Annotated in this window: 32 protein-coding genes, 2 pseudogenes and 1 riboswitch; of the genes and pseudogenes, 22 read left to right on the plus strand and 12 right to left on the minus strand. The window is 36.9% G+C overall.

Annotation, left to right across the window (positions count from 1 at the left end; all coding sequences use genetic code 11):
* Positions 1-32: 32 nt before the first annotated feature.
* Positions 33-1,118: a YkvI family membrane protein gene (locus tag JCM9140_RS04900; RefSeq protein WP_034743144.1), complete on the minus strand. Its 1,086-nt coding sequence runs from the start codon at positions 1,116-1,118 to the stop codon at positions 33-35.
* A gap of 145 nt (positions 1,119-1,263) precedes the next feature.
* Positions 1,264-1,348, plus strand: a riboswitch (cyclic di-GMP riboswitch).
* Between the two features lie 93 nt (positions 1,349-1,441).
* Here JCM9140_RS04900 and JCM9140_RS04905 point away from each other — a divergent pair.
* Complete coding sequence (locus tag JCM9140_RS04905; RefSeq protein ID WP_034743147.1) at positions 1,442-3,265, plus strand: bifunctional diguanylate cyclase/phosphodiesterase; 1,824 nt, start codon at positions 1,442-1,444, stop codon at positions 3,263-3,265.
* Positions 3,266-3,345: 80 nt separating this feature from the next.
* On the opposite strand, the gene JCM9140_RS04910 is transcribed toward JCM9140_RS04905, so the two are convergent.
* The gene (locus JCM9140_RS04910) at positions 3,346-3,543 is read right to left on the minus strand and encodes a hypothetical protein (protein WP_034743150.1); all 198 of its coding nucleotides are present in this window, start codon (positions 3,541-3,543) and stop codon (positions 3,346-3,348) included.
* Between the two features lie 12 nt (positions 3,544-3,555).
* Positions 3,556-3,813, minus strand: coding sequence for a DUF1292 domain-containing protein (locus JCM9140_RS04915; RefSeq protein ID WP_034743153.1), 258 nt, complete (start codon positions 3,811-3,813; stop codon positions 3,556-3,558).
* A 159-nt stretch (positions 3,814-3,972) separates the two neighbouring features.
* Between JCM9140_RS04915 and dacB the strand changes: the two are divergent.
* The 4 genes and pseudogenes from dacB (at position 3,973) to JCM9140_RS04930 (ending at position 6,892) form a co-directional block, all read left to right on the plus strand.
* Positions 3,973-5,428 (plus strand): annotated as a pseudogene (dacB, locus tag JCM9140_RS04920) (D-alanyl-D-alanine carboxypeptidase/D-alanyl-D-alanine endopeptidase).
* Between the two features lie 26 nt (positions 5,429-5,454).
* Positions 5,455-5,721: a hypothetical protein gene (locus JCM9140_RS04925; RefSeq protein WP_034743156.1), complete on the plus strand. Its 267-nt coding sequence runs from the start codon at positions 5,455-5,457 to the stop codon at positions 5,719-5,721.
* A gap of 77 nt (positions 5,722-5,798) precedes the next feature.
* Positions 5,799-6,254, plus strand: coding sequence for a hypothetical protein (locus JCM9140_RS22335; protein WP_052002068.1), 456 nt, complete (start codon positions 5,799-5,801; stop codon positions 6,252-6,254).
* A gap of 74 nt (positions 6,255-6,328) precedes the next feature.
* Positions 6,329-6,892, plus strand: a complete 564-nt coding sequence (locus JCM9140_RS04930; RefSeq protein WP_052002069.1) for a hypothetical protein — start codon at positions 6,329-6,331, stop codon at positions 6,890-6,892.
* 63 nt (positions 6,893-6,955) lie between these two features.
* On the opposite strand, the gene JCM9140_RS04935 is transcribed toward JCM9140_RS04930, so the two are convergent.
* The 3 genes from JCM9140_RS04935 to JCM9140_RS04945 all read right to left on the minus strand — a co-directional run bounded on the left by JCM9140_RS04935 (position 6,956) and on the right by JCM9140_RS04945 (position 9,124).
* Complete coding sequence (locus JCM9140_RS04935; protein ID WP_034743160.1) at positions 6,956-7,876, minus strand: VanW family protein; 921 nt, start codon at positions 7,874-7,876, stop codon at positions 6,956-6,958.
* 163 nt (positions 7,877-8,039) lie between these two features.
* Positions 8,040-8,579: a DUF3189 family protein gene (locus JCM9140_RS04940; protein WP_052002070.1), complete on the minus strand. Its 540-nt coding sequence runs from the start codon at positions 8,577-8,579 to the stop codon at positions 8,040-8,042.
* 206 nt (positions 8,580-8,785) lie between these two features.
* Positions 8,786-9,124, minus strand: coding sequence for an HAD hydrolase family protein (locus tag JCM9140_RS04945; protein WP_235715278.1), 339 nt, complete (start codon positions 9,122-9,124; stop codon positions 8,786-8,788).
* A gap of 188 nt (positions 9,125-9,312) precedes the next feature.
* On the opposite strand from JCM9140_RS04945, the gene JCM9140_RS04950 reads away from it, so the two are divergent.
* From JCM9140_RS04950 to JCM9140_RS04970, 5 genes and pseudogenes are all read left to right on the plus strand, one after another.
* Positions 9,313-9,768 carry a MarR family winged helix-turn-helix transcriptional regulator gene (locus JCM9140_RS04950; RefSeq protein ID WP_034743163.1) on the plus strand — a complete coding sequence of 152 codons (456 nt, stop codon included), beginning with the start codon at positions 9,313-9,315 and terminating at the stop codon, positions 9,766-9,768.
* A gap of 75 nt (positions 9,769-9,843) precedes the next feature.
* Positions 9,844-10,457 (plus strand): annotated as a pseudogene (locus JCM9140_RS04955) (flavin reductase family protein).
* Between the two features lie 122 nt (positions 10,458-10,579).
* Entirely contained in the window at positions 10,580-11,251 is a 672-nt protein-coding gene (gene wrbA, locus JCM9140_RS04960; protein WP_034743165.1) for an NAD(P)H:quinone oxidoreductase, read from the plus strand.
* A gap of 295 nt (positions 11,252-11,546) precedes the next feature.
* On the plus strand, positions 11,547-11,840 hold the full coding sequence (locus JCM9140_RS04965; RefSeq protein ID WP_034743168.1) for a putative quinol monooxygenase: 294 nt from the start codon (positions 11,547-11,549) through the stop codon (positions 11,838-11,840).
* 16 nt (positions 11,841-11,856) lie between these two features.
* A complete protein-coding gene (locus JCM9140_RS04970) occupies positions 11,857-12,876 on the plus strand; it encodes an NADH:flavin oxidoreductase/NADH oxidase (RefSeq protein ID WP_034743171.1) in 1,020 nt (339 codons plus the stop codon).
* Between the two features lie 68 nt (positions 12,877-12,944).
* On the opposite strand, the gene JCM9140_RS23565 is transcribed toward JCM9140_RS04970, so the two are convergent.
* A complete protein-coding gene (locus JCM9140_RS23565; RefSeq protein ID WP_156314769.1) occupies positions 12,945-13,106 on the minus strand; it encodes a hypothetical protein in 162 nt (53 codons plus the stop codon).
* A 153-nt stretch (positions 13,107-13,259) separates the two neighbouring features.
* On the opposite strand from JCM9140_RS23565, the gene JCM9140_RS04975 reads away from it, so the two are divergent.
* Positions 13,260-14,180 carry a CBASS cGAMP-activated phospholipase gene (locus tag JCM9140_RS04975; protein WP_034743173.1) on the plus strand — a complete coding sequence of 307 codons (921 nt, stop codon included), beginning with the start codon at positions 13,260-13,262 and terminating at the stop codon, positions 14,178-14,180.
* A gap of 43 nt (positions 14,181-14,223) precedes the next feature.
* Positions 14,224-14,517: a DUF3219 family protein gene (locus JCM9140_RS04980; protein ID WP_034743175.1), complete on the plus strand. Its 294-nt coding sequence runs from the start codon at positions 14,224-14,226 to the stop codon at positions 14,515-14,517.
* Between the two features lie 9 nt (positions 14,518-14,526).
* Here the strand turns inward: JCM9140_RS04980 and JCM9140_RS04985 are convergent, their stop codons facing one another.
* On the minus strand, positions 14,527-14,811 hold the full coding sequence (locus JCM9140_RS04985; protein WP_034743179.1) for a hypothetical protein: 285 nt from the start codon (positions 14,809-14,811) through the stop codon (positions 14,527-14,529).
* Between the two features lie 101 nt (positions 14,812-14,912).
* The gene (locus tag JCM9140_RS04990) at positions 14,913-16,046 is read right to left on the minus strand and encodes a zinc-dependent alcohol dehydrogenase (protein WP_034743182.1); all 1,134 of its coding nucleotides are present in this window, start codon (positions 16,044-16,046) and stop codon (positions 14,913-14,915) included.
* 169 nt (positions 16,047-16,215) lie between these two features.
* Between JCM9140_RS04990 and speD the strand changes: the two genes are divergently transcribed.
* Entirely contained in the window at positions 16,216-17,022 is an 807-nt protein-coding gene (gene speD, locus JCM9140_RS04995; protein ID WP_034743186.1) for an adenosylmethionine decarboxylase, read from the plus strand.
* An 18-nt stretch (positions 17,023-17,040) separates the two neighbouring features.
* Here speD and JCM9140_RS23570 read toward each other — a convergent pair whose 3' ends face one another.
* Entirely contained in the window at positions 17,041-17,208 is a 168-nt protein-coding gene (locus JCM9140_RS23570; protein ID WP_156314771.1) for a hypothetical protein, read from the minus strand.
* Between the two features lie 120 nt (positions 17,209-17,328).
* Between JCM9140_RS23570 and JCM9140_RS05000 the strand changes: the two genes are divergently transcribed.
* Positions 17,329-17,595: an alpha/beta-type small acid-soluble spore protein gene (locus tag JCM9140_RS05000; protein WP_034743189.1), complete on the plus strand. Its 267-nt coding sequence runs from the start codon at positions 17,329-17,331 to the stop codon at positions 17,593-17,595.
* 21 nt (positions 17,596-17,616) lie between these two features.
* Positions 17,617-17,775: a hypothetical protein gene (locus JCM9140_RS23575; protein WP_156314773.1), complete on the plus strand. Its 159-nt coding sequence runs from the start codon at positions 17,617-17,619 to the stop codon at positions 17,773-17,775.
* Positions 17,776-17,952: 177 nt separating this feature from the next.
* On the opposite strand, the gene JCM9140_RS05005 is transcribed toward JCM9140_RS23575, so the two are convergent.
* Positions 17,953-18,243: a hypothetical protein gene (locus JCM9140_RS05005; RefSeq protein WP_034743192.1), complete on the minus strand. Its 291-nt coding sequence runs from the start codon at positions 18,241-18,243 to the stop codon at positions 17,953-17,955.
* Between the two features lie 244 nt (positions 18,244-18,487).
* Between JCM9140_RS05005 and JCM9140_RS22340 the strand changes: the two genes are divergently transcribed.
* The 7 genes from JCM9140_RS22340 (at position 18,488) to JCM9140_RS05035 (ending at position 24,754) form a co-directional block, all read left to right on the plus strand.
* The gene (locus JCM9140_RS22340; RefSeq protein WP_052002071.1) at positions 18,488-19,660 is read left to right on the plus strand and encodes a cyclic nucleotide-binding domain-containing protein; all 1,173 of its coding nucleotides are present in this window, start codon (positions 18,488-18,490) and stop codon (positions 19,658-19,660) included.
* Between the two features lie 90 nt (positions 19,661-19,750).
* On the plus strand, positions 19,751-20,020 hold the full coding sequence (locus tag JCM9140_RS05015) for an acylphosphatase (RefSeq protein ID WP_034743195.1): 270 nt from the start codon (positions 19,751-19,753) through the stop codon (positions 20,018-20,020).
* Between the two features lie 64 nt (positions 20,021-20,084).
* Positions 20,085-20,702 (plus strand): phospholipase D-like domain-containing protein, encoded by a 618-nt coding sequence (locus JCM9140_RS05020; RefSeq protein ID WP_034743198.1) that lies wholly within the window; start codon positions 20,085-20,087, stop codon positions 20,700-20,702.
* Between the two features lie 203 nt (positions 20,703-20,905).
* Positions 20,906-21,850, plus strand: coding sequence for a beta-ketoacyl-ACP synthase III (locus JCM9140_RS05025; RefSeq protein ID WP_034743200.1), 945 nt, complete (start codon positions 20,906-20,908; stop codon positions 21,848-21,850).
* Between the two features lie 23 nt (positions 21,851-21,873).
* On the plus strand, positions 21,874-23,109 hold the full coding sequence (gene fabF, locus JCM9140_RS05030) for a beta-ketoacyl-ACP synthase II (RefSeq protein ID WP_034743345.1): 1,236 nt from the start codon (positions 21,874-21,876) through the stop codon (positions 23,107-23,109).
* Positions 23,110-23,241: 132 nt separating this feature from the next.
* A complete protein-coding gene (locus JCM9140_RS23580; protein WP_156314775.1) occupies positions 23,242-23,382 on the plus strand; it encodes a hypothetical protein in 141 nt (46 codons plus the stop codon).
* Between the two features lie 103 nt (positions 23,383-23,485).
* Positions 23,486-24,754, plus strand: a complete 1,269-nt coding sequence (locus JCM9140_RS05035; protein ID WP_034743203.1) for a LysM peptidoglycan-binding domain-containing protein — start codon at positions 23,486-23,488, stop codon at positions 24,752-24,754.
* Between the two features lie 39 nt (positions 24,755-24,793).
* Here the strand turns inward: JCM9140_RS05035 and JCM9140_RS05040 are convergent, their stop codons facing one another.
* Entirely contained in the window at positions 24,794-26,104 is a 1,311-nt protein-coding gene (locus tag JCM9140_RS05040; protein ID WP_034743206.1) for a NarK family nitrate/nitrite MFS transporter, read from the minus strand.
* Between the last annotated feature and the right edge of the window lie 69 nt (positions 26,105-26,173).

Below are 26,173 nucleotides of genomic sequence, written 5' to 3' on the forward strand. Positions count from 1 at the left end.
GAGAACTGATAGTATAGATGTAAACCAGTTTGTTATCTTTCTTTTTGCTCGGATAGTAAATCTCGTTTAAACACCCAGGCATAAAGCAATCCAATAAAAAAGATAAACCCTCCATATCCAACTGCCGGATAAAGGTATGTGACTAAAGTTGAAAAACCAACCTGACTTACGATAAAAGCTGCCAACGTAGTTCCAACAGTGATCCATAGATGATACTTTTGATCGACAAATGTTATTCGGGAAGCAAAGCCATATAAATTGCTTACGGCTGTGGAGAAAACAGCTGAAAGCAAAACGATCGCAAATAGTAATTGAACTACTGGTGAGATAAGCGATGCGATGTAAATCATTGGAACTTCTACGGCTGATACTTCTGTAATGTTAGAGAGGACGCTGAAATAAATGGCTAAAACACCAATTCCTAATCCTAATGCCCCTAATAAAGCCCCTAAAAAGAGATTACGTTTAGTCTCTACACTTCCCCCCATCGGAGCTAAAATAGCAACAGCGATGACTAGATTGAAGGAAGCGTAGTTTAACGCTGCAATAATCCAGTTAGGAGCAGCTCCAACTAAAATTGTTGTTAACTGTATGTCCTCACCCGTCACTGGACTTCTAAAAATTCCATAAATAGAAATAAAAAGGACAGCTATTAAAAGAAGGGGGACGACATAACTAATCGCATTTATTACCCCATTCATACCACGTATAACGGTAAACAGAGCTAAGAGAGCCATTAAAACCGTTCCCCACCAAGAGGATAAATGGAATTGCTCAACAAAGATTGCACCTGCTCCTGCTATCATGGCCGCAAGGGCACCGAATAAAAAGATTGTTATAATGAGGTCAATAATTGCACCGAAGAATTTGCCATTTGAAAAGCGAACAACTTCAACATAAGCAGAAGCGTTTAAAGCTCGACCAATCATTAAGATCATATATCCAAAAATAAAAAACAATGTCGAAGCTAAGAAGATTCCTAAAATTCCTAACCATCCAAAAGCACTAAAAAATTGTAAAACCTCTTGTCCAGATGCAAAGCCAGCACCAACGATCGTTCCAATATAGGTTGCAGCAATTTTAAATGGTCCTACATTTGAAGGTGATACGTCATTCATCACAAACACCACCTGAGAGTAATTGTAAAAGTTAGTATAAGTAGAAGTGAGGGGATTTATAACTCTTGTTTATTCTTCTTAATAATGTTGAAATTTGTCAGAAGTTGTTATACTATAGCTTTAGGACTATTACAATTGAATGATTATATGAAAAAGGCAAACTATTTGAAAAGATAGGACGCAAAGCTTAGGGTCTAAGGTAGCAATACTATGATCGCCTGGTTACCAATGTCATACATATTTTGTATTTTTTTGGCTATTTCTACACTTTTGTAGGAATAGTTTTTTTATAGGCCTTTTTTCATCATGGAGGGGGAACTTTAATGAATGAGAATACAAAAATAGATCAAAATCAACCTAATCAATGGCAACATATCATTGTAAAAATGTTGGCCGATAATGATACTCTTGAAAGTATTCTGATTGAAATTGCTTCTCTTGTGGAAGCGTATATGCCAACAGCCATTTGCTCTATACAATTACTTGATCAAACTAAAAATAGGTTAGAAAAACCAGTTGCCTTAAATCTTAAGGAAGATTATAAAGAAGCTGTTGGAGGAGTTAAACCAGGACCTAGAAGCGGTTCTTGTGGAACGGCTATTTTTAAAAAGGAAACGATCATTGTTTCAGATATTGAGACGAACGTACTTTGGGATGATTTTCGAGAGCTGGCTTTAGATTATGGGTTGAGGTCTTGTTGGTCGGTTCCTATATTTTCGCCAACGAAGAAGGTTCTTGGAACATTTGCCCTATATTTTTATTCAAAAAAAGAACCATCGTTAAAAGAACTAAATGAGTTAAATCAATTTGGACAGCTTGCGGGGATTGCAATTGATTATAAGCAATCAAAAGAAGAAGTTCTTACAATTAGGTCCATTGATTCGTTAACAGGCTTAGTAAATGGTAATCAATTTAAACTTGCAGCTAAAGAAATGTTAAAGAAGTCACGCACATTAAACGAGGCCGTAGCCTTTATTTTTATCGATTTAAACCGTTTTAATTTAATTAATAATATTGGTGGGTATTCAGCTGGAGATAACGTATTAAAAGAGGTGACAAGTCGCCTACAGCAAGTATCTCCAACACCATTTCCCCTTTTGACACGGTGGAACAGTGATAAATTTATTCTTGCCCTCCCTGGGATATCAAAACACTCCATGCCCTCATACAGTGAGAAAATCATTGAGTTATTGTCTGCACCGTTTAAATGCCATGATCATGAGTTTATCGTTACAACTAGCATTGGAGTGAGTTGTTTTCCTGATGATGCTGAAGATGTTGATGAACTAATTAAACAATCAGAAGCCGCTATGAATGAAGCTAAATTAAAAGGAATGAACCAAGCTCTTTCCTATTCACCAGTTATTGCGGATCAACTAACCAAACGAATGATGATTGAGAAGGAATTAAGACAAGCAATCAAATTAGAATCCTTTGTGCTGCATTATCAAACTCAAGTTATGCTTTCAACGAATGAAGTAGTGGGAGTGGAAGCTCTTATTCGCTGGATTCATCCAACAATGGGGGTTATTTCTCCTGCTAATTTCATCCCGATTGCAGAAGAAACAGGGTTAATTATTCCGTTAGGAGAGTGGGTATTAAGAACCGCTTGTGAGCAGATTAAACAATGGGAAGAAGAAGGAATGCCTTCGATTCGACTCTCTGTCAATTTATCAAGTGTTCAACTAAGACAGAAAAACTTAGTGGAGAAAATCAAAGAAATTATTGAAGAGACGAGGATTGATCCAACTAAATTAGTTCTTGAAGTAACAGAAAGTACGTTGGTGAATCATATGCAATATACGATCAATCAATTAAGAGACTTGAAGTCTCTTGGAATTCAAGTTGCTTTAGATGATTTTGGTACTCTGTATTCTTCTCTAAATTACTTAAAGCATTTCCCGTTAGATATTATAAAAATTGATCGATCGTTTGTACATACGTTGTTATCGGATTCTAAAGATATCGAAATTGTCAATACGATTATTCGGTTAGGAAAAAATTTAAAGCTAAAGGTTCTTGCTGAGGGAATTGAAACAAAAGGACAGGCGCAATTACTTCAACAACACGATTGCCATGAAGGTCAAGGGTTTTTATTTAGCAAGCCAGTACCCATGTCTTTATTGAAGCAAGCAACAAAAGTATAATTTCACATACTGTAATATGGTTTATTTAATTAATGCAATCAAAAAGAAGCTGCGACTTGTAATGTCACAGCTCTACGGTCTTATTCAGGCTTCTGTTCTGTTTCCTTTGAAGTGGCTGTAGCCCCATCATATTCACGATCAATTTGTCCAGTAGTGTCTTTTTTAGGTGATAGGGTGTAATCGGCTATTTCGTCTGGACCGGTTAATCCAAATAAGCCCATTGTACCACCTTGTCCCATACGTACATGGTCTTGAACATCGCTTTTTTTGTTATTCATAGTTAACCACCCTTATTCATCAGCTGGATTTGCTTCAACTGCAATTTCGTATGCATGTAGAATCGATTCTCGTTCTTCGGGATCTGTTATGCCAACAAGATATTGCTCATCTTCCTCTTCCTCAACCCTCATTAAAAGGGTATCTTCGTTTGATGTCAAAAGAGCATAGGATTGATCTTCCATATCGAACAACGCTTCCACTGAATAATCTTTTATCTCACCATTTTCATCTTCAATGGTTATGTGGTCTCTTACTTGATCTTCAGCCATTATAGTCACCGCCCAAATATAGAAGTGTACGTCATAAGAAACGTACTATCATTAATTTGTCCAATTTTATATTGTTTATTTTTCATAAGAATTGGTTTATCACTCATATTGCATACTAATAATAACAGCACGAAAATCACTTAAAGAGAGGGGGATGAAATGCGTTATAAATTTCTTCTTTCACTAACTATTGTATTTTTCTTATGGCAAATGCCATTTAGTTTAGCCCAAACGCATATGTCACAGTTTAGCCAGAACATTGAGGAAAAAATAAGAACAAACACAAATCTTGATGGTGCATTAGTTGGAATTAGTGTTCGCCAAGCAAAGACTGGAGAACTACTTTATACAAATAATGGTGATTTATTGTTGAGGCCAGCTTCTAATTTGAAACTCTTTACAGCAGCAGTTGCCTTAGCTACTTTAGGAAATGATTATACGTTTGAGACAGACTTACGGACAGATGGAATAGTTAAAAAAGAGGTATTACATGGGAATCTTTTCATCCAAGGGAAAGGGGACCCCACACTATTGGAAAGTGATGTAGAGAGGCTCGTTAAAAAGATGAAACAAAACGGGATAAAAGCAATTGATGGAGATGTGATTGGTGATGACAGTTGGTATGATGATATCCGTTATTCAATTGATTTACCGTGGAGTGACGAAATGTTCGGTTATGGCTCTGCTATCTCTGCTTTAACGGTTTCTCCTGATTTAGATTATGATGCTGGATCAGTAATTTTAAACATAAGCCCGAATCAAAAGATAGGAAAACAAGCTAACATTCAGCTTGAACCAAAAACAGACTATGTGAAAGTCATCAACCAGACAAAGACCGTTTCTGCAGAAGAAGAGACGGACCTAACGTTCAAACGAGAGCATGGTGGAAATAAAATCATCGTAGACGGAACGATTTCTGTTAACGCAGACGAACAAAAAGAAACCGTTGCTGTTTGGGAGCCAACGAATTACGCTCTATCCATTTTCACAGAAAAATTAGATGAGAACGGAATAAAGCTTATTGGTGATGTCAAAAGAGGGGAATCTCCTGAAAAGACTAAACGTATTACCAATCATCATTCAATCCCATTATCCGATCTACTCATTCCATTTATGAAATTAAGCAACAATGGCCATGCAGAAACACTGATAAAAGAAATGGGCAAGGTAAAGTGCAATGAAGGAAGTTGGGAAAAAGGGCTGGAAGCATGAAAAAGGAATTAGTCAACCTAGGAATAAACCCTGAAAAAATCTTAATGAGAGATGGCTCTGGTATTTCTCACGTGAATCTCGTTAGCCCCAATCAGATCACTCAATTATTATTTGCTGTTCAGCGGCAACAGTGGTTCTCTAGCTTTTTGGAATCATTGCCAGTGGCAGGCGGGAGAGACCGTTTAGATCGAGGGACTCTTTATTCAAGGTTGAGCCAAACAGAAGCAAGTGGAAAAGTCCGTGCAAAAACAGGAACAATTACATCTGTTAGTACACTATCTGGTTATGTAGATACCAATCGGGGGATACTCTTATATTCTCAATCATGTTCAATCATGTTTTAGATACAAAACAAGCAAAACAATTGGAAGATGAAATTGTCTTACAGCTTGTTCAATTATAAAAAAACACATCATTAGGAGGTTCAAAATGGATCACCAACCGCTAACCTATTTTGAAAAACTTGAAAATGTTTATGTTTTAATTGAAACACGTAAAATGCTCCAACATAAATTAACACAATTGAAAGAAGCTAATCAGTCAACAGAACTGGTGAAAGAAGACTTGCGTAAAATTGAGGAAGAAATTGAAGAATATACAGATGGAGCACCTGTGGAAACAAACCAAACACTTACAAGTTCTCTTTTTAACCCGGCCTTAATAAATCAACTAGAGGATATACGAGATCCTGAGTAATTAATTATGGAGACACTTCAGTAAGCAAAACACCCCAGGAATATATGAGTTGAAGAAAAGAAACAGGAGTCAAAGCCATGAAGAAACTAATATTAATCATGATGTTAATGTGGATAGGGCTACCTGTTCATACTTATGCAGCCGGTGGAGAAGGTCAAGTATCACTTATAGTAAAATCTTCAAGTCACTCGTTTCACCAAACAGTTTTAAAAATTAAATCAGAAAAAATAGTCCAAGCTCTTTTTCAAGCAGAAGAAGTACAATTAGTGGATGAAGTACCTCACTCTAATAACTACATTTTACTGGAAGATCTAGAGACCATTCGAATTTTAATTTTTGATGAAAATAGAGACTTATATGATGTCAAAACAAACCAAAAATTACACGTGAACAAAAACATCTTAAACAAACTGACTGATTATTTTACGGGGCTAAAAACACATCACTTCGGAACCCTTTTACCGTGGGAGGAAGTTAATCAGATCATTCCACGATATACCTCTTTTTCATTACAGATATCGAAACTGGATTAAAGTTTGAGGCGCAAAGGCGAGCAGGTTCAAGTCATGCAGATGTACAACCGCTGACAACTAAAGATACGAAGATAATGAAAGAGATTTATGACGGTAAGTGGAGCTGGAAAAGACGGGCGATTCTTATTCACTATGAAGATTATGTTATCGCTGCGTCCATGCACGGTATGCCTCACGGTGGAGGAGCTTTAGCTAACAGTTTTCCAGGACATTTTTGTATCCACTTTAAGGATAGTACGACCCATCGCTCAAAGAGTCTTGATCTATCACATCAAGTAATGGTACACAAGGCAGGTGGCTTGCTCACGCCATATATTAAGCAATTAGAACCTAAACAGATTGTTGAATTGTTTTTTGTTGCGTTAAATCAACAAGATTTGGATTTGCTTACTCATATCTATCATGATCAAACTGGAGATGGAGTAAAGTTATTGGAGCAAGTTGAATCCATTCGACTGGCAAAACAGAAAAACACTCCTACTGTCGATGGGCCACTTGTATATGAATTACCTCTCTCATTTCTTGTTAAAGAAAAAAATAAAAGAGAAGTTGGTTCATTTTATACTTTTCGAGTAAAAAGAGAATCCCCAACAAGTGAATGGAAATTAGAGTCACTACCATTAAATTTGATTCAATAGCATACGATGTTAAATACGAAAGTCTACAGAAAAAAGGTGGGTAACCCTTTTTCTGTAGACTTTTTAGTGTTTTCTTTTCGCCTCACTATGAATTTCTTTAGGCAATTTCTTGGGAGCTCCTGGAACTTTTCGTTTTTCAAAGGCAATAGAGTCAGATGAAAGTACAATGACACTCATTTGTCCACCGTAAATTCTTGCTTGTAGCAATATAGGCTGATTTAATTCATTTCGGAATACAAAATCAGGTCCATACCAACTAACCGTTGCATCCCTTCCGCTTGGAACGTAGGGTACTCGCCGACTATGAGAATAACGTTCAACTATTTTTAAGCCCGCATGATCAACTGCGTTATATAAAGTGGAAGAGACTTGACAAATACCTCCGCCAATTCCTTCCGACAGCTCTCCCCGAACAATAACTGGTGCAGGCAAATATCCTCTTTCTTTCGTACGCTTTCCAACAATTCTGTTAAAAGAAAAGGTTTCTCCTGGAAAAATGACTTGGTTGTTAATCGCCTCAGTCGCCAGCTTAATATTATGAGAACGTGGTTTATTTCGATTGTTGAAGTAGGTAATATACTGACCAATTCGCTTGACACGAATATCTGACAAAAGTTCGCTGTCAACACGGGGATGTAACGTTTGTTTAGGTATACTAATTTCTAAAGGACCCCTCCCATAATAATAGGAATAGAACTGTTTTTTAAATTCTAATTTGTGAAGTTGGTGACCAACTTGTTCAGAAACAATGTTACCAAGCTTGTCTATTTTGGCATCAACTGGAGGCTGAAATGTTATCTGATCAATTTGATTCACAAAGTGATTATACTTTTCTAAATCAATCATTTCTTTTCCTAATGTCTCGTTGTTAAAATCAGATCGGTGAACAGTTGCAATGGGTTCGTTTTCATATAGAACGGTAAAATCATCAGCTAAGTCACTAATGGGTGTAAATAGCAAGATTGTAAGGAAAATATGTATCATTTGTGGATAACCTCCCGTCTTAGTATAACTTTGAGGAAGGGTTTTCATGTGATTTTTCTCGAATTATCGCAAGAAAAAAGGATGTCCCAAAAGTCCATTTTGAGACATCCCTAAAGATATGTTCGTGAAGCACAAATGATCGACCTTTTGAGTTAAAAATTACCTAATGCCGTGAAATGATATTAGCTAATTTGCTTACTTCTAACTCGTTATTTTCAAGCACTTCGATGTGATTTGTTGACTCATTTGCTATTTGCTTTGTTTTCTTTACCAATTTCGAGATATTAGGAAACGTTTTTTGTGCGCCTTTGACAAGCAATGGGATCCCAATGAAATCAATGTGAAGTTTATGAGAGAAAAGGCCTCCAAACGTCATCTCAAGTGGAACAGTTGGAGAAGCATTTGAACAGATCACTTTTTCATGATTATACCCACTATTCTCTAATAAACGTAGAAGGTCACTCATTGCTGTTACCATCTTATTAGATAATCCTCTACCAAGCGTAAAGACCTGATTATTATCATCATCTTCTCCATGATAAATCAACTTGCCAATTGATTTCGAGGATAGTTTGTTGAATGTGTCGATGCCTAAGATTTCTTCTTTAGTAGGTACACGATCGTTCGGAATTTTTTTTAGGTGGTAAGCTGCACATAAGGCAGATGAATGTGTCCCGGCATAGCAATTGTAAATAAAAATCAACTAAAATCACCTCTTACTAAGCGATAAGGTTAATTTTCCACACAATTACATAACCTATTCTGTTTACCAACGACTTTTAATCCAACGTTCAAGTTTCCTTTTTAGGACAATTTGAATGGGCTCATGTTCTTGTCCAATTGGTTTGACTAATGCAGTTCGCATTCCTGCTCGTTTCCCGCACCAGACATCTGTAAATAACTGATCACCTAAAAAAGACTTGTATCCTTGGTAGCACCCACTTCAGACACGTGCTTGTTAATTTCTGAGGCTGCCGGTTTTTTACACTTGCCAAATCCAATAATTCCATTAGGTTCACAAAATAAATCAACCCTACTTTGACTGTTATTAGATGCAATGATAAGTTTTACGTTATTTTGCTTTAACATTGCAATCCATTGTTTTAGGTCATCTCCTGCCTGACGATCATGGCTAGCAAGTGTACTGTCTAAATCAGAGAAAATGGTCTTAATGTTTTGTTTTTGTAACCAGTCAGATGTAATATCTGAGAAGTGATTTAGTTCAAAATCTGGTTTGAAATATTTCATAAATATATTCACTGCCTTTAAAAAAGTTTTTAGTATTCAACAAACTCTTTTTATTTTAACAAAAAATGGTGCGGATGTTTACTATATCTAATAGAAAGGTACAGGATTGATAAAATAAGATTTGACAGTAGAAAATTTTTTTATATAATTAGTTCGAAATCGAGATACTTTCTTAAGGAATGAAGAAAATGAAATTATTCAATGATAATATTGAAGAACAAGAACAATCCCTCAAATTATTTGTTGTAATGTCAAGAGCTATTCAAGCTGTAACAAAGAGGGTTGAGGAAGATATAAAAAGTTATGGATTAAACCCGACAGAGTTTGGGGTTCTAGAATTGCTTTATAACAAGGGAAATCAACCGATTCAAAAGATTGGAGAAAAGGTTTTACTGGCAAGTAGTAGTATTACGTATGTTGTTGATAAACTAGAGAAGAAACAACTTATAGTAAGACAGCCTTGTCCAAATGATCGCCGTGTTACCTATGCTGCCATCACAGACAAAGGAAAACAGTTCATGATGGAAATTTTCCCTAAGCATAAAGAAGCCATCCATGGGATTTTTCAAGGCTTAGAATTAAAAGAAAAACAAGAATTAATTGAGCAATTAAAAAAATTAGGGTTATATGCACAAAAACTTTAATTTTTTTTAAAAAAATATCTCGAATTAAGATTATTTGAATTACATGTTTGAGAAGTTTTGAAAGGAGGTATAATAGTGAAGGCAATTGATCCTAATAATTTAGGTGAAAGAGAAAATTACCATTTTTTAACTGGAGTCATTATCCCTCGGCCAGTGGCGTTCGTCACAACTGTTTCAAAATATTCGAATGTTTTAAATGGCGCTCCTTTTAGTTATTTTAATATTATCTCATCAAACCCTCCGTTAATTTCTATCTCTGTACAACGGAAAAAAGGGAGATGAAAGATACTGCTAGAAATGCGATTGACATTCAGGAATTTGTTGTTCATATAAGTGATGAAACGTATATAGAAGAGATAAATAAAACAGCGAAAAGTCTACCTCCAGAGGAAAGTGAAGTATCTATAACGAATTTAACGCCAATAGATAGTTTAAAGATAAATGTGCCGGGTATTAAAGAAGCGAGGGTCCGTCTGGAATGTAGGTTAGAAAGAGCTATTCCTCTTGGTGGAATTGATGGTGAGCCAACTTGCGATTTATTAATAGGTAGAATCGTGCAATATCATATACAAGAAGATTTGTATGAGAATGGAGAAATTAATGTGAATATACTAAAACCAGTAAGCCGGTTGGCTGGCAATCATTATGCTACTTTAGGAAAACAGTTTGAATTAAAAAGACCTTTTTAAAAAGGTAGATAAAATAAATTTTATCATATATCTCAAATTCAGATTGTATGAATTAAGTGTAATGAAATTCGAAACAGGGGGTGTTTACGTTCTAGCATTAGTACATATTAGGGGGAATAAAAATGAGTTTTTTTAAGAAATTATTTGGTCAATCAAATGGAAATGAAAAGGAGACGATTAACATGTCAAACGTAAAATTAGCCGTTATTTACTATAGTTCTACAGGAACAAACTACCAATTAGCAAAATGGGCTGAAGAAGGTGGAAAAGCAGCTGGTGCAGACGTGAAAGTTCTTAAAGTACCTGAACTAGCTCCTGAATCTGCAATCGAATCAAACCCAGCTTGGAAGGCACATGTTGAAGAAACAAAGGATGTACCAGAAGTAACATTAGACGATCTTGAGTGGGCAGATGCAATTATTTTCAGTGTGCCAACACGTTTTGGAAACATGGCTGCTCAAATGAAGCAATTTATTGATACAACTGGAGGCCTTTGGTTTGAAGGGAAATTGGCAAACAAAGCAGTGAGTGCGATGTCATCAGCAAGCAACCTTCATGGTGGGCAAGAGGCAACGATTTTATCTCTTTACACAACGATGTATCACTGGGGAGCGATCGTGGCAACACCAGGATATACAGATCCGTTGCTTTTTGCAGCAGGTGGAAACCCATATGGAACAAGTGTTACTGTAGGTCAAGATGGAAAAATGCAAGAAGATGTTCAAGAAGCAGCTAAATACCAAGCGAAGCGTACGGTACAAGTGGCTGAGTGGATTAAAAAAGGAAATCAATAATTAAGAAAATCCCCGCATTGATTGCGGGGATTTTTCACAAACAATGGTTTATTACAATCGTCGAGATTCTTCAAATCAAATGCTATTTAATCAAACGTTTGTTTAAAAAAGTCTAGGTGTGTCGTTTTTTGTTAACTAGATAACATAACTAGTGTAATTACGACAAAATTAATCAAACGTTTGTTTAATTATTCGGTCGGTTTTAATAAAAAAGCAAGTTGTTTGCTATAGTTGTTGTTCATGTTTATAGTGGAATTGTTACATAACATCTTACAAATTTGGAGGGATCATTCTTGTGATTGTTATTCATGCTTATTTTGATATTAAACCAGAAAAACGGGAAAGATTTCTAGAGCAAATCCAGCCTTTAATCAAAAGTTCAAAAGCAGAAGAAGGGAACATTACATATCACCTATACGAAGACACCAAAATCCCTACTAAGTTTATTATGGTCGAAGAATGGAAAGATGAAGCAGCAGTAGAATTTCACAATAACACGGATGAATTTATTCATTTTGGTAGCATTTCTAGTGAATTTTTTGTGAATCCTGTAAAAGTATATCAATTTGCTGTTTCAAAAAAGAATTAGAAAGGGAGAAACTACGATGACGGGATTATTAGATCCATTTGAGTTTAAGGGGTTAAAGTTAAAAAATAGAATTGTTATGCCGCCAATGTGTCAGTATTCGGTAACAGCTAAAGATGGCGTACCGAATGATTGGCATTTTAGCCACTATACAAGTCGGGCGATTGGAGGCACTGGTTTAATTATTATTGAAATGACGGATGTTGAGCCAGATGGTCGAATATCAGATTTTGACTTAGGATTATGGTCAGACGATCATATACCTGCTTTCCAGCGTATTATTCAATCTTGTCAAAGTTACGGTGCAAAAGTAGGCATTCAGATTGCTCATGCAGGACGTAAAGCGGAAGATGCAGAGGTTCCTGTTTCTTCTACATCCACACCTTTTTCAGAAAAATACAATACTCCTCGTGAACTAACGACTACAGAAGTTGAAGAGATGGTACTGAAATTTGAACAAGCATTTCAGCGAGCTATTGCTGCTGGTGTTGATACCATTGAGATTCATGGAGCTCATGGTTATTTAATTCACCAGTTTCAATCACCACTTACGAATCAACGAGAGGATAAATATGGTCAAGATCGCAGTTTATTCGGGCGCGAAATTATTCAAGCGGCACGTCGAGTGATGCCTGAATCAATGCCTCTCATTATGAGAATATCCGCGAAAGAATATGATGAGAATGGCTATGATGTTAACTATGCAATTGATTTAGTAAACAAATACCATGAAGCGGGTGTTGATGTTTTCCATATCTCGTCTGGCGGGGAAAGCAACAATGGACCCGACTATTCAGGCCAAGGATATCAAGTGGATCTTGCTGCAGCGATTAAACGCTCAGTAGACGCTCCCGTTATTGCCGTTGGACGTATGGAAGACCCAGAATATAGTGATAAGGTTGTTAAGGAAGGGAAGGCAGATCTTGTTGCTGTAGGCCGTGGAATGCTTCGTAGTCCATATTGGGCGAATGAAGCGTCCCTTGCTCTTGGTGGAGAGATTTTAACACCAAATGCGCTTAGAGCAGGTTACAGTTTTTAAAGCAAAAGTGAATCAATAGTCATTTCGGACTTTTGATTCACTTCTTTTCTATTTAACTTATTTAAATGCTAAGTTGGATTATGTTGACTTTCTTCATAAGCAATTAATACGACGTCTTTCTCTGTCGCATTTTTTATCTCTTCTTCAAGAGTAACAATTCGCTGCAACAACTCTGGACTCAAATCTGCAGCAGTATAACGGTCATATTCAACCGGCTCTTTTGCATCCATTTTCATCATCTCCTTCGATACTAATTTCTCTCTTTCATTCTGAACTATACGACCCAATCCATTTATAGAATTGTTATCATTTGGATCGATTGTTATATCCACGTAAAAGAACGTACATGCTATAACTAAAACGATGATAAATTAGGTGAGACCATGAAAATATTATGTCTTGATGGCGGTGGCATTAGGGGAGTATTTGAAGTAGCGATTTTAAAAGCGATTGAAGAGAAGTACAATCAGCCAATAGTTGCTCACTTTGATTTAGTAGCAGGAACTAGTACAGGTTCGATTATTGCTACTGCTGTTGCACTTGAAAAGAGCATGAGTGAGCTATTAGAGAGTTACCAGAAATTCGGGAAAAAAGTCTTCAAGCGACAAGCGAAGATCGGTTTGTTTAAAAGTGTATACAGCGACAAAGATTTACGTCAATACTTTAAGGGGGTATTTGGAGAAAAGACACTTGCTGATATCGAAAAGCCTTTAATTATTCCGGCTGTTGATGTGACACATGGAAAACCGTATGTTTATCGGACCAATTACGGACACCCAGGCAGTGATGATTTGTCGATTAAATTATGGGATGCTGTTCTTTCCTCATGTTCTGCGCCTGTTTACTTTCCTCCAAATAATATAAAAAATAAATATTTATCTGTCGACGGAGGGTTATGGGCAAACAATCCAGCGTTAGTGTGTATTACAGAAGGAATAGATTTTTTCAAGAAAGAATTAAAGGATCTCAAAATTGTATCAATAGGTACAGGGAAACAGGATATAGAATATAACATTGAACCAGATAAATATTGGGGAATTAAAAAATGGCTTCCTTTTCGGTTCATGACGATGAAAGTACAGCCGAAACTTCTTGATTTGGCGTTGGATTTGTCTTCTGAATCCATTTCCTATCATTGTGAAATATTATTACAACATCAATACCTTCGATTAAATAAACAATTAGGAAGTGAGATGCCATTTGATGAAGTTAAATTTGTTGATGAACTCATCGACTTAGGGAATCAAGTAGTCAATGAAAAAGAAGACGAAATTACACAATTTTTGCATTTAGATGAGAACTAAGCAAACGAAAAAAATTGACCACAAAAATGAGGAGTGAGACTAGATGGTTACAGTGATAATAGATGATGTAAGTATTCCTACTACTAGCTTTCAATTAGAGCAGATCCATTCAAAAGGGAACCGCTCTTTCCTCAAAATCTCATTTGATTTTAAAGTGAGGAGTGAAGACTACCACAGGATCACAACCTTGCTTTACAAAATGATCTTCCATGTTGTTGTACCGGAAAAGGGGCTTCAGTTTGAAGGTAGGATTTATAATTACTCAACATCTATCACAAATTTATATGAAGAGAACAACGTTGGAATGTTTCATTTAGAATTAATGGAAATCGAATAAACATTCTACCTAATAATAAGGATAAATGATAGTCGTGAGAGAAGAGAATGAGACATACTTTTGTTCGTTAGTAGAAAGCAATACATAGACACCTTCATCATCAGTACCAGTTATAATGCCTTCAAATAAGAAGCCAGTTTTCGTTTGGAATGTTACGAGGGAATGGTGGAACAACTGGCAAATGCGCTGTAATTGGTTTGAGTCGTTGTTTCGAGATGGTGCAGTCTTCTGTCTTTCTCTAGCAGAAAGAGGAAGTTTACCGTGAGGCATCTGTTCTAGTTCGTATCCATACATAATTATTTTCATCTCCTTTTTTACAGCCAAATTATTCAATAATGAAAGGAAATGTGAAGAAAAAAAGAAGAGCACTGGTTGTAAACTCAGTGCGCAATTTATTATGGTTTTAAGACGACTTTAATACAATTATCTTCATGGTCATTGAAGATTTTATAAGCCTCACTCGCATCATCTAATTTCGCTTTATGTGTAATGATTTCGCGCGGGTCATACTCGTTATTAACAATTTGTTCGTAGAGAGTTGGCATGATTGGAATAACAGGAGCTTGACCCATTTTAATCGTTACATTTCGTGAAAAGAATGGACCAAGAGGGAAATTGTTATAATTGGCCCCATATACTCCCGTTAGCTGAACGGTTCCTGCTTTACGAACGGCTTTCGTTGCAATTTGAATAGGACCTAAAGTTCCACCTTGTAGCTTCAATTTTTGCTCTATAAACTCTAAAGGTGATTTTTTCCCATCCATTCCAACGCAATCAATAACAACGTCTGCTCCGCCCTGGGTAATCTCTTTTAAATGTTCTCCCATATCAGGAAATTCTGTAAAATCAAAGGTTTCAACATTATTTGTTTTCTTTGAATGATGTAGACGGTAGTCAAGGTAATCGATGGCAATTACCCGCTTTGCCCCTTTTCTCCAGGCGTATTTTTGCGTCATGAGTCCAACGGGACCTGCTCCTAAGACGATAACCGTATCTCCTTCTTTTACGCCAGCATGTTCGACACTCCAATAAGCTGTTGGCAATACGTCTGATAAAAACAACAATGATTCATCTTCTAGCTCACACGATTCTGGAATTACAAATGGCGTATAATTCCCAAACGGCACTTTCAAATACTCAGCCTGCCCACCCGGATGATTACCGAATTTTTCACTGTAACCAAAATATCCACCAGAGTCATAATGAGGATTTGAATTGTCACATTGACTTGTTAAGTCATGATCACAATAAATACAATGGCCGCAAGCAACGTTAAAGGGGATGACAACACGATCTCCTTTTTTAACCTTTGTCACGTCTGGTCCGACTTCTTCCACAATTCCCATCGGTTCATGGCCAATGCTGTATCCTTTTGGTAAAGGGATATTTCCTTGATATAAATGCAAGTCAGATCCGCAAATAGCTGTGCTTGTAATTTTTACAATGACATCATCTCTTTTCTCGATTTTCGCATCTTCCACATTCGAGACCGCAACATTATTTGGTCCTTGATAGGTTACAGCTTTCATTTAGACACTCCTTTAGCTTTTCTAGACAAACTTTAGTCTCTCCGAATAGAGAACAAACCCATCAGTAAATTATTTACAATTGTAATAGTTAATATGGTTTAGATTAAGAAAGATGGGTATTCTAAAAATGACAAGCATAGGACAAGAAAAATAAGGGGGACCTTATTCAATGAGCATTACACCTGAGCAACGTGTAACGTTACACGAATTTAATAACTTAACAAAATCATTAAGCTTTAATATGTACGATGTCTGTTATACAAAAACAAAAGAAGAGCGAGAAGCTTATATTCAATATATCGATGAACAATACAATGCCGACCGTCTTACGAAAATTCTTGAACATGTGACAGAGATCATCGGGGCTCATGTTCTAAATGTGGCAAAGCAAGATTTTGTCCCGCAAGGAGCAAGTGTTACTTTACTAGTGTCAGAAGGGCCCGTTGTTGAAGTGCCGACTGAATCGTACGATGAATCTCCTGGACCGTTGCCGGAGTCCGTTGTTCTATCTTTAGACAAAAGTCATATAACCGTTCATACGTATCCTGAATACCACCCGGTTGAGGGCATTAGTACATTTAGAGCAGATATTGATGTTTCAACATGTGGGGAGATTTCTCCATTAAAAGCATTAAATTATTTGATTCACTCCTTTGAAACAGATATTATGACGATGGATTATCGAGTACGAGGCTTTACTCGAGATATTGAAGGTCAAAAGTTATTCATTGACCATGAAATCAACTCCATACAAAATTACATACCGGATGAAGTGAAAAAAATGTACGACATGATTGATGTAAATATTTATCAAGAAAACATCTTTCATACCAAATGCAAACGAAAGGAATTTGATTTAGATAACTATTTATTTGGTACAACAAAGAGAAACCTTCTTCCTCGAGAAGCCAACGAAATAACAGCAAAGCTCACGACAGAGATGGATGAAATTTTTTATGGGAAAAACATTCATTAACCACTACGAAAAGGTGATTCAGTTTAAAATAACTGAATCACCTTTTCGTTTATTTTTTCTTGATTGTTTCAGAACATCACCAAAAAATTGATCGCGTACATTTTTAGGGATATGGTTATCAGTTGTCCGATAACGGCCACCGCGGTATTTCGTATCCTCATTATTTAACTGATCTTTTTTGTCCATTGCTCACCCTCCTTTTTCTTTAGGTTTTGCTCTACAAAGGCTTTTAACAAAGGTAATAACTACTATGCAACACTTTCTAAAGCATTGGAAAAAATAAAAATAGAAATGGAGATGACTAAAATGGCAAACAGAAAAAGGTTGCTTGTACCTGAGTCCGCAAAAGCAGTAAAGGAATTCAAAGGACAAGTCATGGCGAGAGAAGGGTTTCACTCAGCTGACCCGGATGATACTAAGTATGAAGTAGCAAAAGAATTAAACGTACCACTAAAAAAAGGGGACAATGGCCAGCTAACTTCTAAACAAGCAGGTGAAGTTGGCGGAAAAATTGGTGGAAGTATGGTAAAAGAAATGATTCGGATGGCTCAACAAAATTTAACAAAACACTAAAAGGAAAAGGAGTGAATATAGATGGAAGATAAGAAAGATGTATGCGATGAACCGTTAGAACATTTGTTGCAGCATGATCATGAATTTTCGGAAGAACTTTCTGACGGTGGGGAACGTAATGAATTAGCGGAGCAGCAGGAGGAAGAGCCTTCAAATAGGAAGCGAATTCGTACTGGGTGATAAGGAATTTTTGGAGGAAAAGGAGGTACTTAATCTGTATCTCCTTTTTTGGTTGTTACAGTACATATGAATAATACATACATGCGCAATAGAGTAAGAAAGCAATGACCTGATATTGAAATTTCCAAATTGTATGAAAAGGGGGGAAGAGTGTTCTTTCTTCCCCAAAAAAGGTCCTTAATACTTAGGAGCTAAATCTTCTCCAAAAGCTAGCCCAGTTATTTTATTTACATCGAACACGATTACTTCACCATCATCGTCAATAAAATAAGCTACACTATCACAAAGATTAGAAAAAGCGTCTACTTCGACGGATTGGTCTTTTAAGAAGACTCTGTCAACTGGGTAGTTTGGAGGAAGCTTTTTTAGAATGTCCTTGATACTACGATCTTTATCCTCTTTCTTATCTCTTTTATCTAATAAATCTTTTAAAAGATCCTCCAGCCCTAAATTCCTATTAAGTGACATACTTAATTTCCCCTTTCAAATATTTTTCTCTACACATTTAAGGTAGAGCTAGTTTTACTATATGAGTTTAAATAAATAATGCATGGACTAGTATATGTAATTTGGTTAAAGGGGCTTTTGTTAGTTTCAAAAGGGCTAAAATGATAGGTTAGTTACTAAATATTAACACCCTCCCATTGCTTCAAACCTATCTGACCATCTAGTATAATGATAACTATTAAAGAAGACTACAGGAGACTATCAGATGATAAATACAAACAGAGATGTCTACACAGAGATGCAAAAAAATCATCTGACAAATGATTTAACAGAAATCGAAATAAGAACGCTGCGTAAATTTTCAGAGGTTGTTCAATATGAACAAGGTGACTATATCATGAATGAAGGGGAGTCAAGTCAGTTTCTCTACTTGATTGAGGCTGGGAACGTTTTTTTATATAAAAATGATAGTGAAGTTGGAAAGAAACACTTGATTTCTACTCTTAGTCCAGGGGAGGTATTTGGAGATCGTGCGCTTTTTGAGCAGGCTGGGCAGCAACAACAATCTGCTATTTCTCAAGGGGTAACTTCGATTATGAAAATAAATATTGCTATGCTTTTTGCTGCAAATCACTATAAAGATCTTCAAGCAACACTTCTTAATAAAGTGGCTTTTCAACTATCTAGTGAACTAAACAAAAAAAATGTACATTTTATTGCTCGGAAATCAGAGGAAAAGAAGACTTATCAAGCTTTAGGAGTGCTTACTATTTCTTTGTTAACGGTGCTGTCGATTTATACTCTCTTATTAATTTCACTTACCCAATTAGTTGAATTTATAGGCGTATCGACGTACGTCGATGTTTCACTGATTGTCGGTTTTGCTCTTATGATGGGAATTATTATGAAAAAAAGTGGATATTCCTTTGAAGAGTTTGGGGTCACAACTAAACATTGGAAAAAGCACAGCAAAGAAGCAATATTATTAACCAGTCCTATTTTGCTCTTTTTCTTCATCTTAAAATGGGCATTAATCACCTTTATTCCAGCATTTTCACACATCCCATTGTTCAATTTGGAGGCGACCTTTGAAGACATTGGCTTCTCGTACCCAATGTTTGCTTTTTCGGTTATCATTTATATACTATTTTCCATCGTCCAAGAATTTATCGCTCGAGCTGGATTACAGTCTGCACTATATAAATTTCTGCCAAACACAAAAAGAAAAGTTCTTATTTCGATTGTCGTTTCAAACTTGTTGTTTGCGATGGCTCATTCTCATATTAACATTTGGTTTGCACTAACTGCTTTTATCCCTGGTCTGTTTTGGGGCTGGATGTTTGCTCGTCAGCGTTCCATTGTCGGTGTGTCCATTTCACATATGATGATCGGAATTTGGGTTTTATTTATTTTGGGATTCACACAATTTGTTATGTAATTTAATAAGAACAAACTTCTTAAGAGGTTTGTTCTTTTTTCTTTTCTTTATTAAGCTTAAGAAAATTGTTACATAATAGGAGGCTAATAAATGGTACGCTATCAAGCAATCGTCCATGGCAGGGTTCAAGGAGTTGGGTTTCGTTATTTCACACAGCATGAGGCATTAAAATACAACATTCATGGGACGGTTCGAAACCTTGAGAATGGGTCAGTTGAAATTGATGCGGAAGGTTCAAAAGAGCAAATGGCTCAATTCTTTCAAGCAGTTCAAAAAGGACCGATGTTTTCAAAGGTTACAGACGTATTGATATCCGAAAAAAGTGAGAGAAGGAATTTCAGTTCGTTCTCCAATATTTAGTAATGATTTTAATTATTCTTTAATAAACTAACACGATTAAACTTTAATTTAGGTGTTGGTTAGAATGCTTAAGAAGCTTTTTTGGGGGTTAATCATCTTACTAATGGTTACGGTCGTTCCATACACAGTATATGGTTTATACAAACCTCTTCCCGAAGGTATATCTTATGAAGGACAGGTTCATCATGTGGAAAATGTTGAGTTTCTTACGGATCTTACATATGAAAAGGACGGTGAAGTTATTCGTAATCATCAAATCTTCGACCGAGTTATAGAGATGATCGAAGAAGCTCAAGAGTTTATCGTGTTTGATATGTTTTTATTTAATGATTTAGAAGAGTATGGGAATGAGAATCTACAAATAAAGTGGTATAACACCAACGACGAACAATACCATTCTAAACTTATATTGATTGAAAGAGAAGAGATCAGTACGATTATCGGGGGATCTGCTAACTTTACACGCCGAAACTTAGATGATTTTAACCTTGACACGTCTTTGAAAATAGATGGGAATAATCATACAAAGATTGTGGAAGATGTTAGCCATTATTTTAACTCTCTTTGGGAAAATGAAGGTGCTCACTATACGGTTTCAGTGTGTGACTACCTTGAGAACTTCTCTGAATACAAAAAATATTTATTTCGTCTACAAAAAAAGACAGGATTAACAACGTTTTAAGGGTAAAATGAATGCATAACTGGGTGACTTACATTAGCTGTACTCAAAAAGGAAAAATCCCTTTTGGTATATCTTCTAAAAAAGTCACCCTGTTTTTTATAACAAATAATTATGTATTCAACCTTCATTTTTTGTAAGACATGCTGTAAACTAGTTTATAGTAGATGTTATGACCTAGTCATAATTAAAGTTAGGGTGATGAGATGAACCGTGTTGGTGTCATTGGAATTGGGGCGTATGTTCCTGACAATATTGTGACAAATCGGGATTTAGAAAAGCGAGTCGATACAAGTGATGAGTGGATTCGGACTAGAACGGGGATTGAAGAACGCAGAATTGCAAGCGATGATATGGATACGTCTCATATGGCGATTAACGCGGCCAAGGAGGCTATCCGTAATGCTAGAGTGGAAGCCGATGAGATCGATCTTATCATTGTTGCAACAGCAACTCCTGATTTTTCGTTTCCCTCAGTTGCGTGTTTAGTACAAGGTGCATTAGGACTACAACATGCTGCGGCAATGGATGTTGGGGCTGCTTGTACTGGATTTGTATATGGAATTGTAACAGGACAACAGTTTATTCAAAGCGGTACATATAGAAATGTCCTAGTGATCGGTAGTGAAAAGTTTTCAAAGATTGTCGATTGGTCTGATCGGAATACATGTGTTCTATTTGGAGATGGAGCAGGAGCCGTTATATTAAGTTCTGTTTCTAAAGAAAGAGGAATCTTATCTTTTGAACTAGGCGCTGATGGAAGTGGTGCCAAACATTTATTAGTTGAGAAAGATTCAAATTATGTCGCGATGAATGGAAGAGAAGTTTTTAAATTTGCAGTTAGACAAATGCCCGAATCTAGTCTACGTGTAGTCGAAAAGGCAGGCTTAAGTAAAGAGGATGTTCAGTTTCTCGTACCACATCAAGCGAATATGAGGATTATCGAAGCAGCAAGAGAGCGCTTGGGGTTAGAAAAGGAGAAAGTTTCCGAAACTGTAAAACAACATGGCAATACATCAGCTGCCTCCATTCCGCTAGCACTGTATACAGAGCTAGAAAGAGGGAACATAAAAGATGACGATATTATTGTCATGGTAGGATTTGGTGGCGGATTAACTTGGGGTTCAATTTGTCTAAAATGGGGAACGTAAATGATGAAAAAGGGGAGAAACTAATGAAAAAACGTGTGGTCGTTACAGGAATAGGTGCCGTTACACCATTGGGGAATCATGCCACAACTACATGGGAAAAAATTCAACAAGGAATATCAGGTATTGGCCCTTTGACCCGTGTAGATTCAGAACAATTTAACGTAAAAGTAGCAGGAGAAGTGACGGATTTTGTTCCATCAGATTATATGGATGGTAAAGAAGCTAGAAGAATGGCTCGGTTCACGCAACTAGCGATCGCCGCTAGTAAAATGGCCGTTCAAGATTCGGGACTGAATATTGGAGCAAATATTGAACCTGAACGAGTAGGCGTATGGATTGGATCAGGAATTGGAGGGTTGGACGCCTTCGAAGAACAGCATAAACGTTTCTTAGACAAAGGACCAAAACGAGTAAGTCCTTTTATTATCCCTATGTTAATCCCGGATATGGCATCCGGAAGAGTTTCGATTGAAACCGGGGCTAAAGGCATTAACAATTGTTCAGTAACGGCATGCGCTTCAGGTGCCAACTCAATTGGTGATTCGTTTCGCGTCATTCAAAATGGACAAGCAGATGCAATGATTACAGGTGGAACAGAAGCGGCGATTACGGATATGACCATTGCTGGTTTTGCTAACATGACCGCTTTATCGACAAATCCAGATCCAAACAGTGCGAGCCGCCCTTTTGATAAAAATCGAGATGGATTTGTGATTGCAGAAGGCTCTGGCGTTTTAATTTTAGAAGAGTTGGAACATGCCTTAAACCGCGGTGCGACCATATATGGGGAGGTCGTTGGCTACGGAGCAACAGGTGATGCACATCATATAACTACCCCAGCTCCAAATGGGGAAGGTGGTCAACGCGCCATGAAACTAGCGCTCTCTGATAGTCAACTTTTACCAGAGCAAGTCGATTACATGAATGCCCACGGAACAAGTACGTATTATAATGATTTATTTGAAACAGCTGCGATAAAAGAAGTATTCGGGGATCATGCTTATCATCTTTCTGTGAGTTCGACTAAATCGATGACGGGTCATTTACTAGGAGCTGCAGGAGCGATTGAAGCCATTTTTTCATTGTTAGCGATTAGAGATGGAATCATTCCACCTACAATTAACTATGAAACACCGGATGATGAACTTGATCTGAACTATGTTCCGAATGTGGCACAAAAGAAAGACGTTCACGTAGCGCTTTCGAACTCTTTAGGGTTTGGTGGTCATAATGTTACGCTAGCTTTCAAAAGATTTTAATATGTATTCATAACGACTAAGACATATAGTGCTTGGTCGTTTTTTATATCTTAAATTTGTATGGCGCAGTTAATTAGATGGGACGATAAAGGTGAAGGAATTCTAAAATTATTGTAGGAGGTTCATTTTACCGTGAATAAAGACAAAATTGAAAATGAAGAAACATTAGAAATAAGCCCAACAGGATATGGGTATGTTCCCGTAACAAATCATGTCGAGCAAGACCAAAAAGAAGACGAAGAGAAAAAAGAAGACGAAGAGAAAAAAGAATAACATCTTCTCATGTTACAAAAAAGTTCCTTTGCATTTATGTGAATAAGTTTATGGAATAAGTGAATTCACACCCCATAATATGTGAAAAAAGGGGTGTGAGAAAATGTCTATTCATATCGTTCAAACTGGTGACACATTATGGCGAATTTCACAACAATACAATGTGCCCATTCAATCAATAATGAACAGCAATGGATTAGAATCTCCCATATTAGTTCCAGGACTATCTCTTTATATCCCAACGAATACACAAACAGTTCGACTATATGAAATACGTCCTGGAGATACACTTTGGTCTCTGTCTAGACGTTATCAAACGAGTGTAGAAGCCATTATAGCGGCTAACCCATTGATGAATGTATATAATCTTCCAATTGGTCAGAGAGTGTTCATTCCAACACCAATAAAAATGAACATGAATACGTTAGGCTTTTTTGTTCCTTATTCCATTTCTTATTTTCATTCTGTCATTGAACTGTTTGCTGATCAGTTGACGTATTTAGCGGTTGTCTCTTATTCTTTTACAGAGGAAGGGTGGGCTTATGTCGATCTACCTGATGAAGGAATTCCTAATCGAGCTCGTGAACTAAATGTAACACCGCTCTTAATGATTCGAAATATTACGGCGGGTGGTCTGTTTAGTGCGGAATTAGCGGGGGTAGTATTAGAGAGTCCGGCTTATCGAGCAAATCTTATTCGAAGTTTAATGAATTTTGTTCAACAAAAAGGTTATGGAGGCATTAGCATAGATTTTGAATTCATCCCTCCGCAAAGACGGAATGATTTTGTTACATTCTTACAAGAGTTAAAAAGAGCTCTAGGCCCGCTTATTCTTCATGTGAATGTACATGCGAAAACGGTAGATATCCCGACCAATCGAATTATTGGGGGCTATGATTACAGAGGGATTGGAAATGCCTCTGATATTGTTGCGGTCATGACGATGGATTATGGTTATCCAGGTGGTCCGCCTGATCCAGTCAGCCCTATATGGTGGGTGGAAGAGGTTATACGGTATTCATTAACAGAAATTGAACGGTCTAAATTGCAAGTGGCTTTCCCTATGTACGGGTATGATTGGATTCTAGGTACAAATATGACAAGAGGTTGGTCGTTACAAGCTGCACAAAACCTAGCTATTTCCTCCGGTGCAAACGTTAATTTTGATAATAGAGCGATGTCACCCAACTTTTTGTATTGGATTGGGACAGAGGGGCACATTGTCTGGTTTGAGGATATTCGTAGCTATGATGCGAAATATAAACTAGTAGACTTTTATGGTTTGGCTGGAGTGACCTATTGGGAAACACGTTTGCCATTTCTGCAAAATTGGTCTTACATGGAACAACATATTAATGTTTTAAAAACATAACGAGGCAATGCTCTCTTTTAAGAGCATTGCCTCTATGTCTTATGCTGCATTTTTGCTAATGTCGTCGCAACGAACTTCAGCATTTTTTCTTTGGTAGTAATACCAATTTAATACGATAGAAATCGCGTAAAAGGCGATGAAGAAGTACAATGCAGATACGGGTGTACCAGTTGTAGAAACAGACCAGCCAAATAATTGCGGGATAAAAAAGGATCCATAGGCCGCAAAGGCTGCAGTAAAACCTAATACAGGTGCTGCTTCTTTAACTGGAAAAATGATCGGAATCATTTGGAATGTTGATCCAGATCCCATTCCAGCTGCAATAAATAGTAATAAGAATGAAACTAGGAATCCAACAAAGTGTTGTTGACCGATAAAGTAAATAACGGACAGCGCACCTACTGTCATAGCTATAAGAACATACGTTGTTACTTTTGCGCCACCCCATTTATCAGATAGCCAACCACCAACAGGTCTAAAGACCGCTGCTAAAAAGGCGCCTAGAAAAGCTAATGCAACATAGTCAGGAAATTGTGAACGTAGTAACAACGGAAATGCTGCTCCGTAACCTATAAATGAACCAAAGGTTGCTACATATAAAATCGTCATAATCCAAGTGTGTTTGCGTTTAACAATAACGAATTGATCTTTAACTGATTGCTGTGCAGTAGGTAGATTATCCATTCCAAAATAAGCTATAATTGTTAAAGCAATAATCGGAATGACCCAAATGAACGCAGCATTTTGAAGCCAAATTTCTTGCCCATTTGGTAACAGTTGGCCTTCACCGCCAATTGCAGCAAATGTTCCAACAGCAATTATAAGCGGTGTTACAAACTGAACAACAGAAACCCCCATATTTCCTAATCCACCGTTGATACCAAGTGCAGTTCCTTTTTCTTTTTTCGGAAAGAAGAAACTCATATTAGCTGATGCAGAAGAAAAGTTTCCTCCACCAAGACCACATAAAGCAGCTAATGTTAACATGACCCAATAAGGAGTGTCTGGATTTTGAACAGCAAATCCAATACCTAAAGTAGGGATAATCAATATCCCAGTAGAAAACACAACCCAGTTTCTACCTCCGAATTTCCCGACAGCAAACGTATAGACAAATCGTAGTGTTGCACCGACGAGACCAGGGACTGCTGCTAATGTAAATAACTGCTCATTTGTAAAAGCAAATCCAATATCATTCAACCTTACTGCAACGACCGACCAAATTTGCCAAACGATAAATGCAAGCATAAGTGTAGGTACTGATATCCATAAATTCCTTTTTGCGTGTCTTTTTCCTTCCTTTTCCCAGAATTCTTCATTTTCTGGATTCCATTCTTTAATTCTTCCCATGTTGATTTCCCCCAATAGCGGATTAATGTATTTCAAATACTTCTTTAATATTCACATCCAAATCATACA

Source organism: Halalkalibacter wakoensis JCM 9140 (assembly GCF_000513095.1).
GTDB classification, from domain to species: domain Bacteria; phylum Bacillota; class Bacilli; order Bacillales; family Bacillaceae_D; genus Halalkalibacter; species Halalkalibacter wakoensis.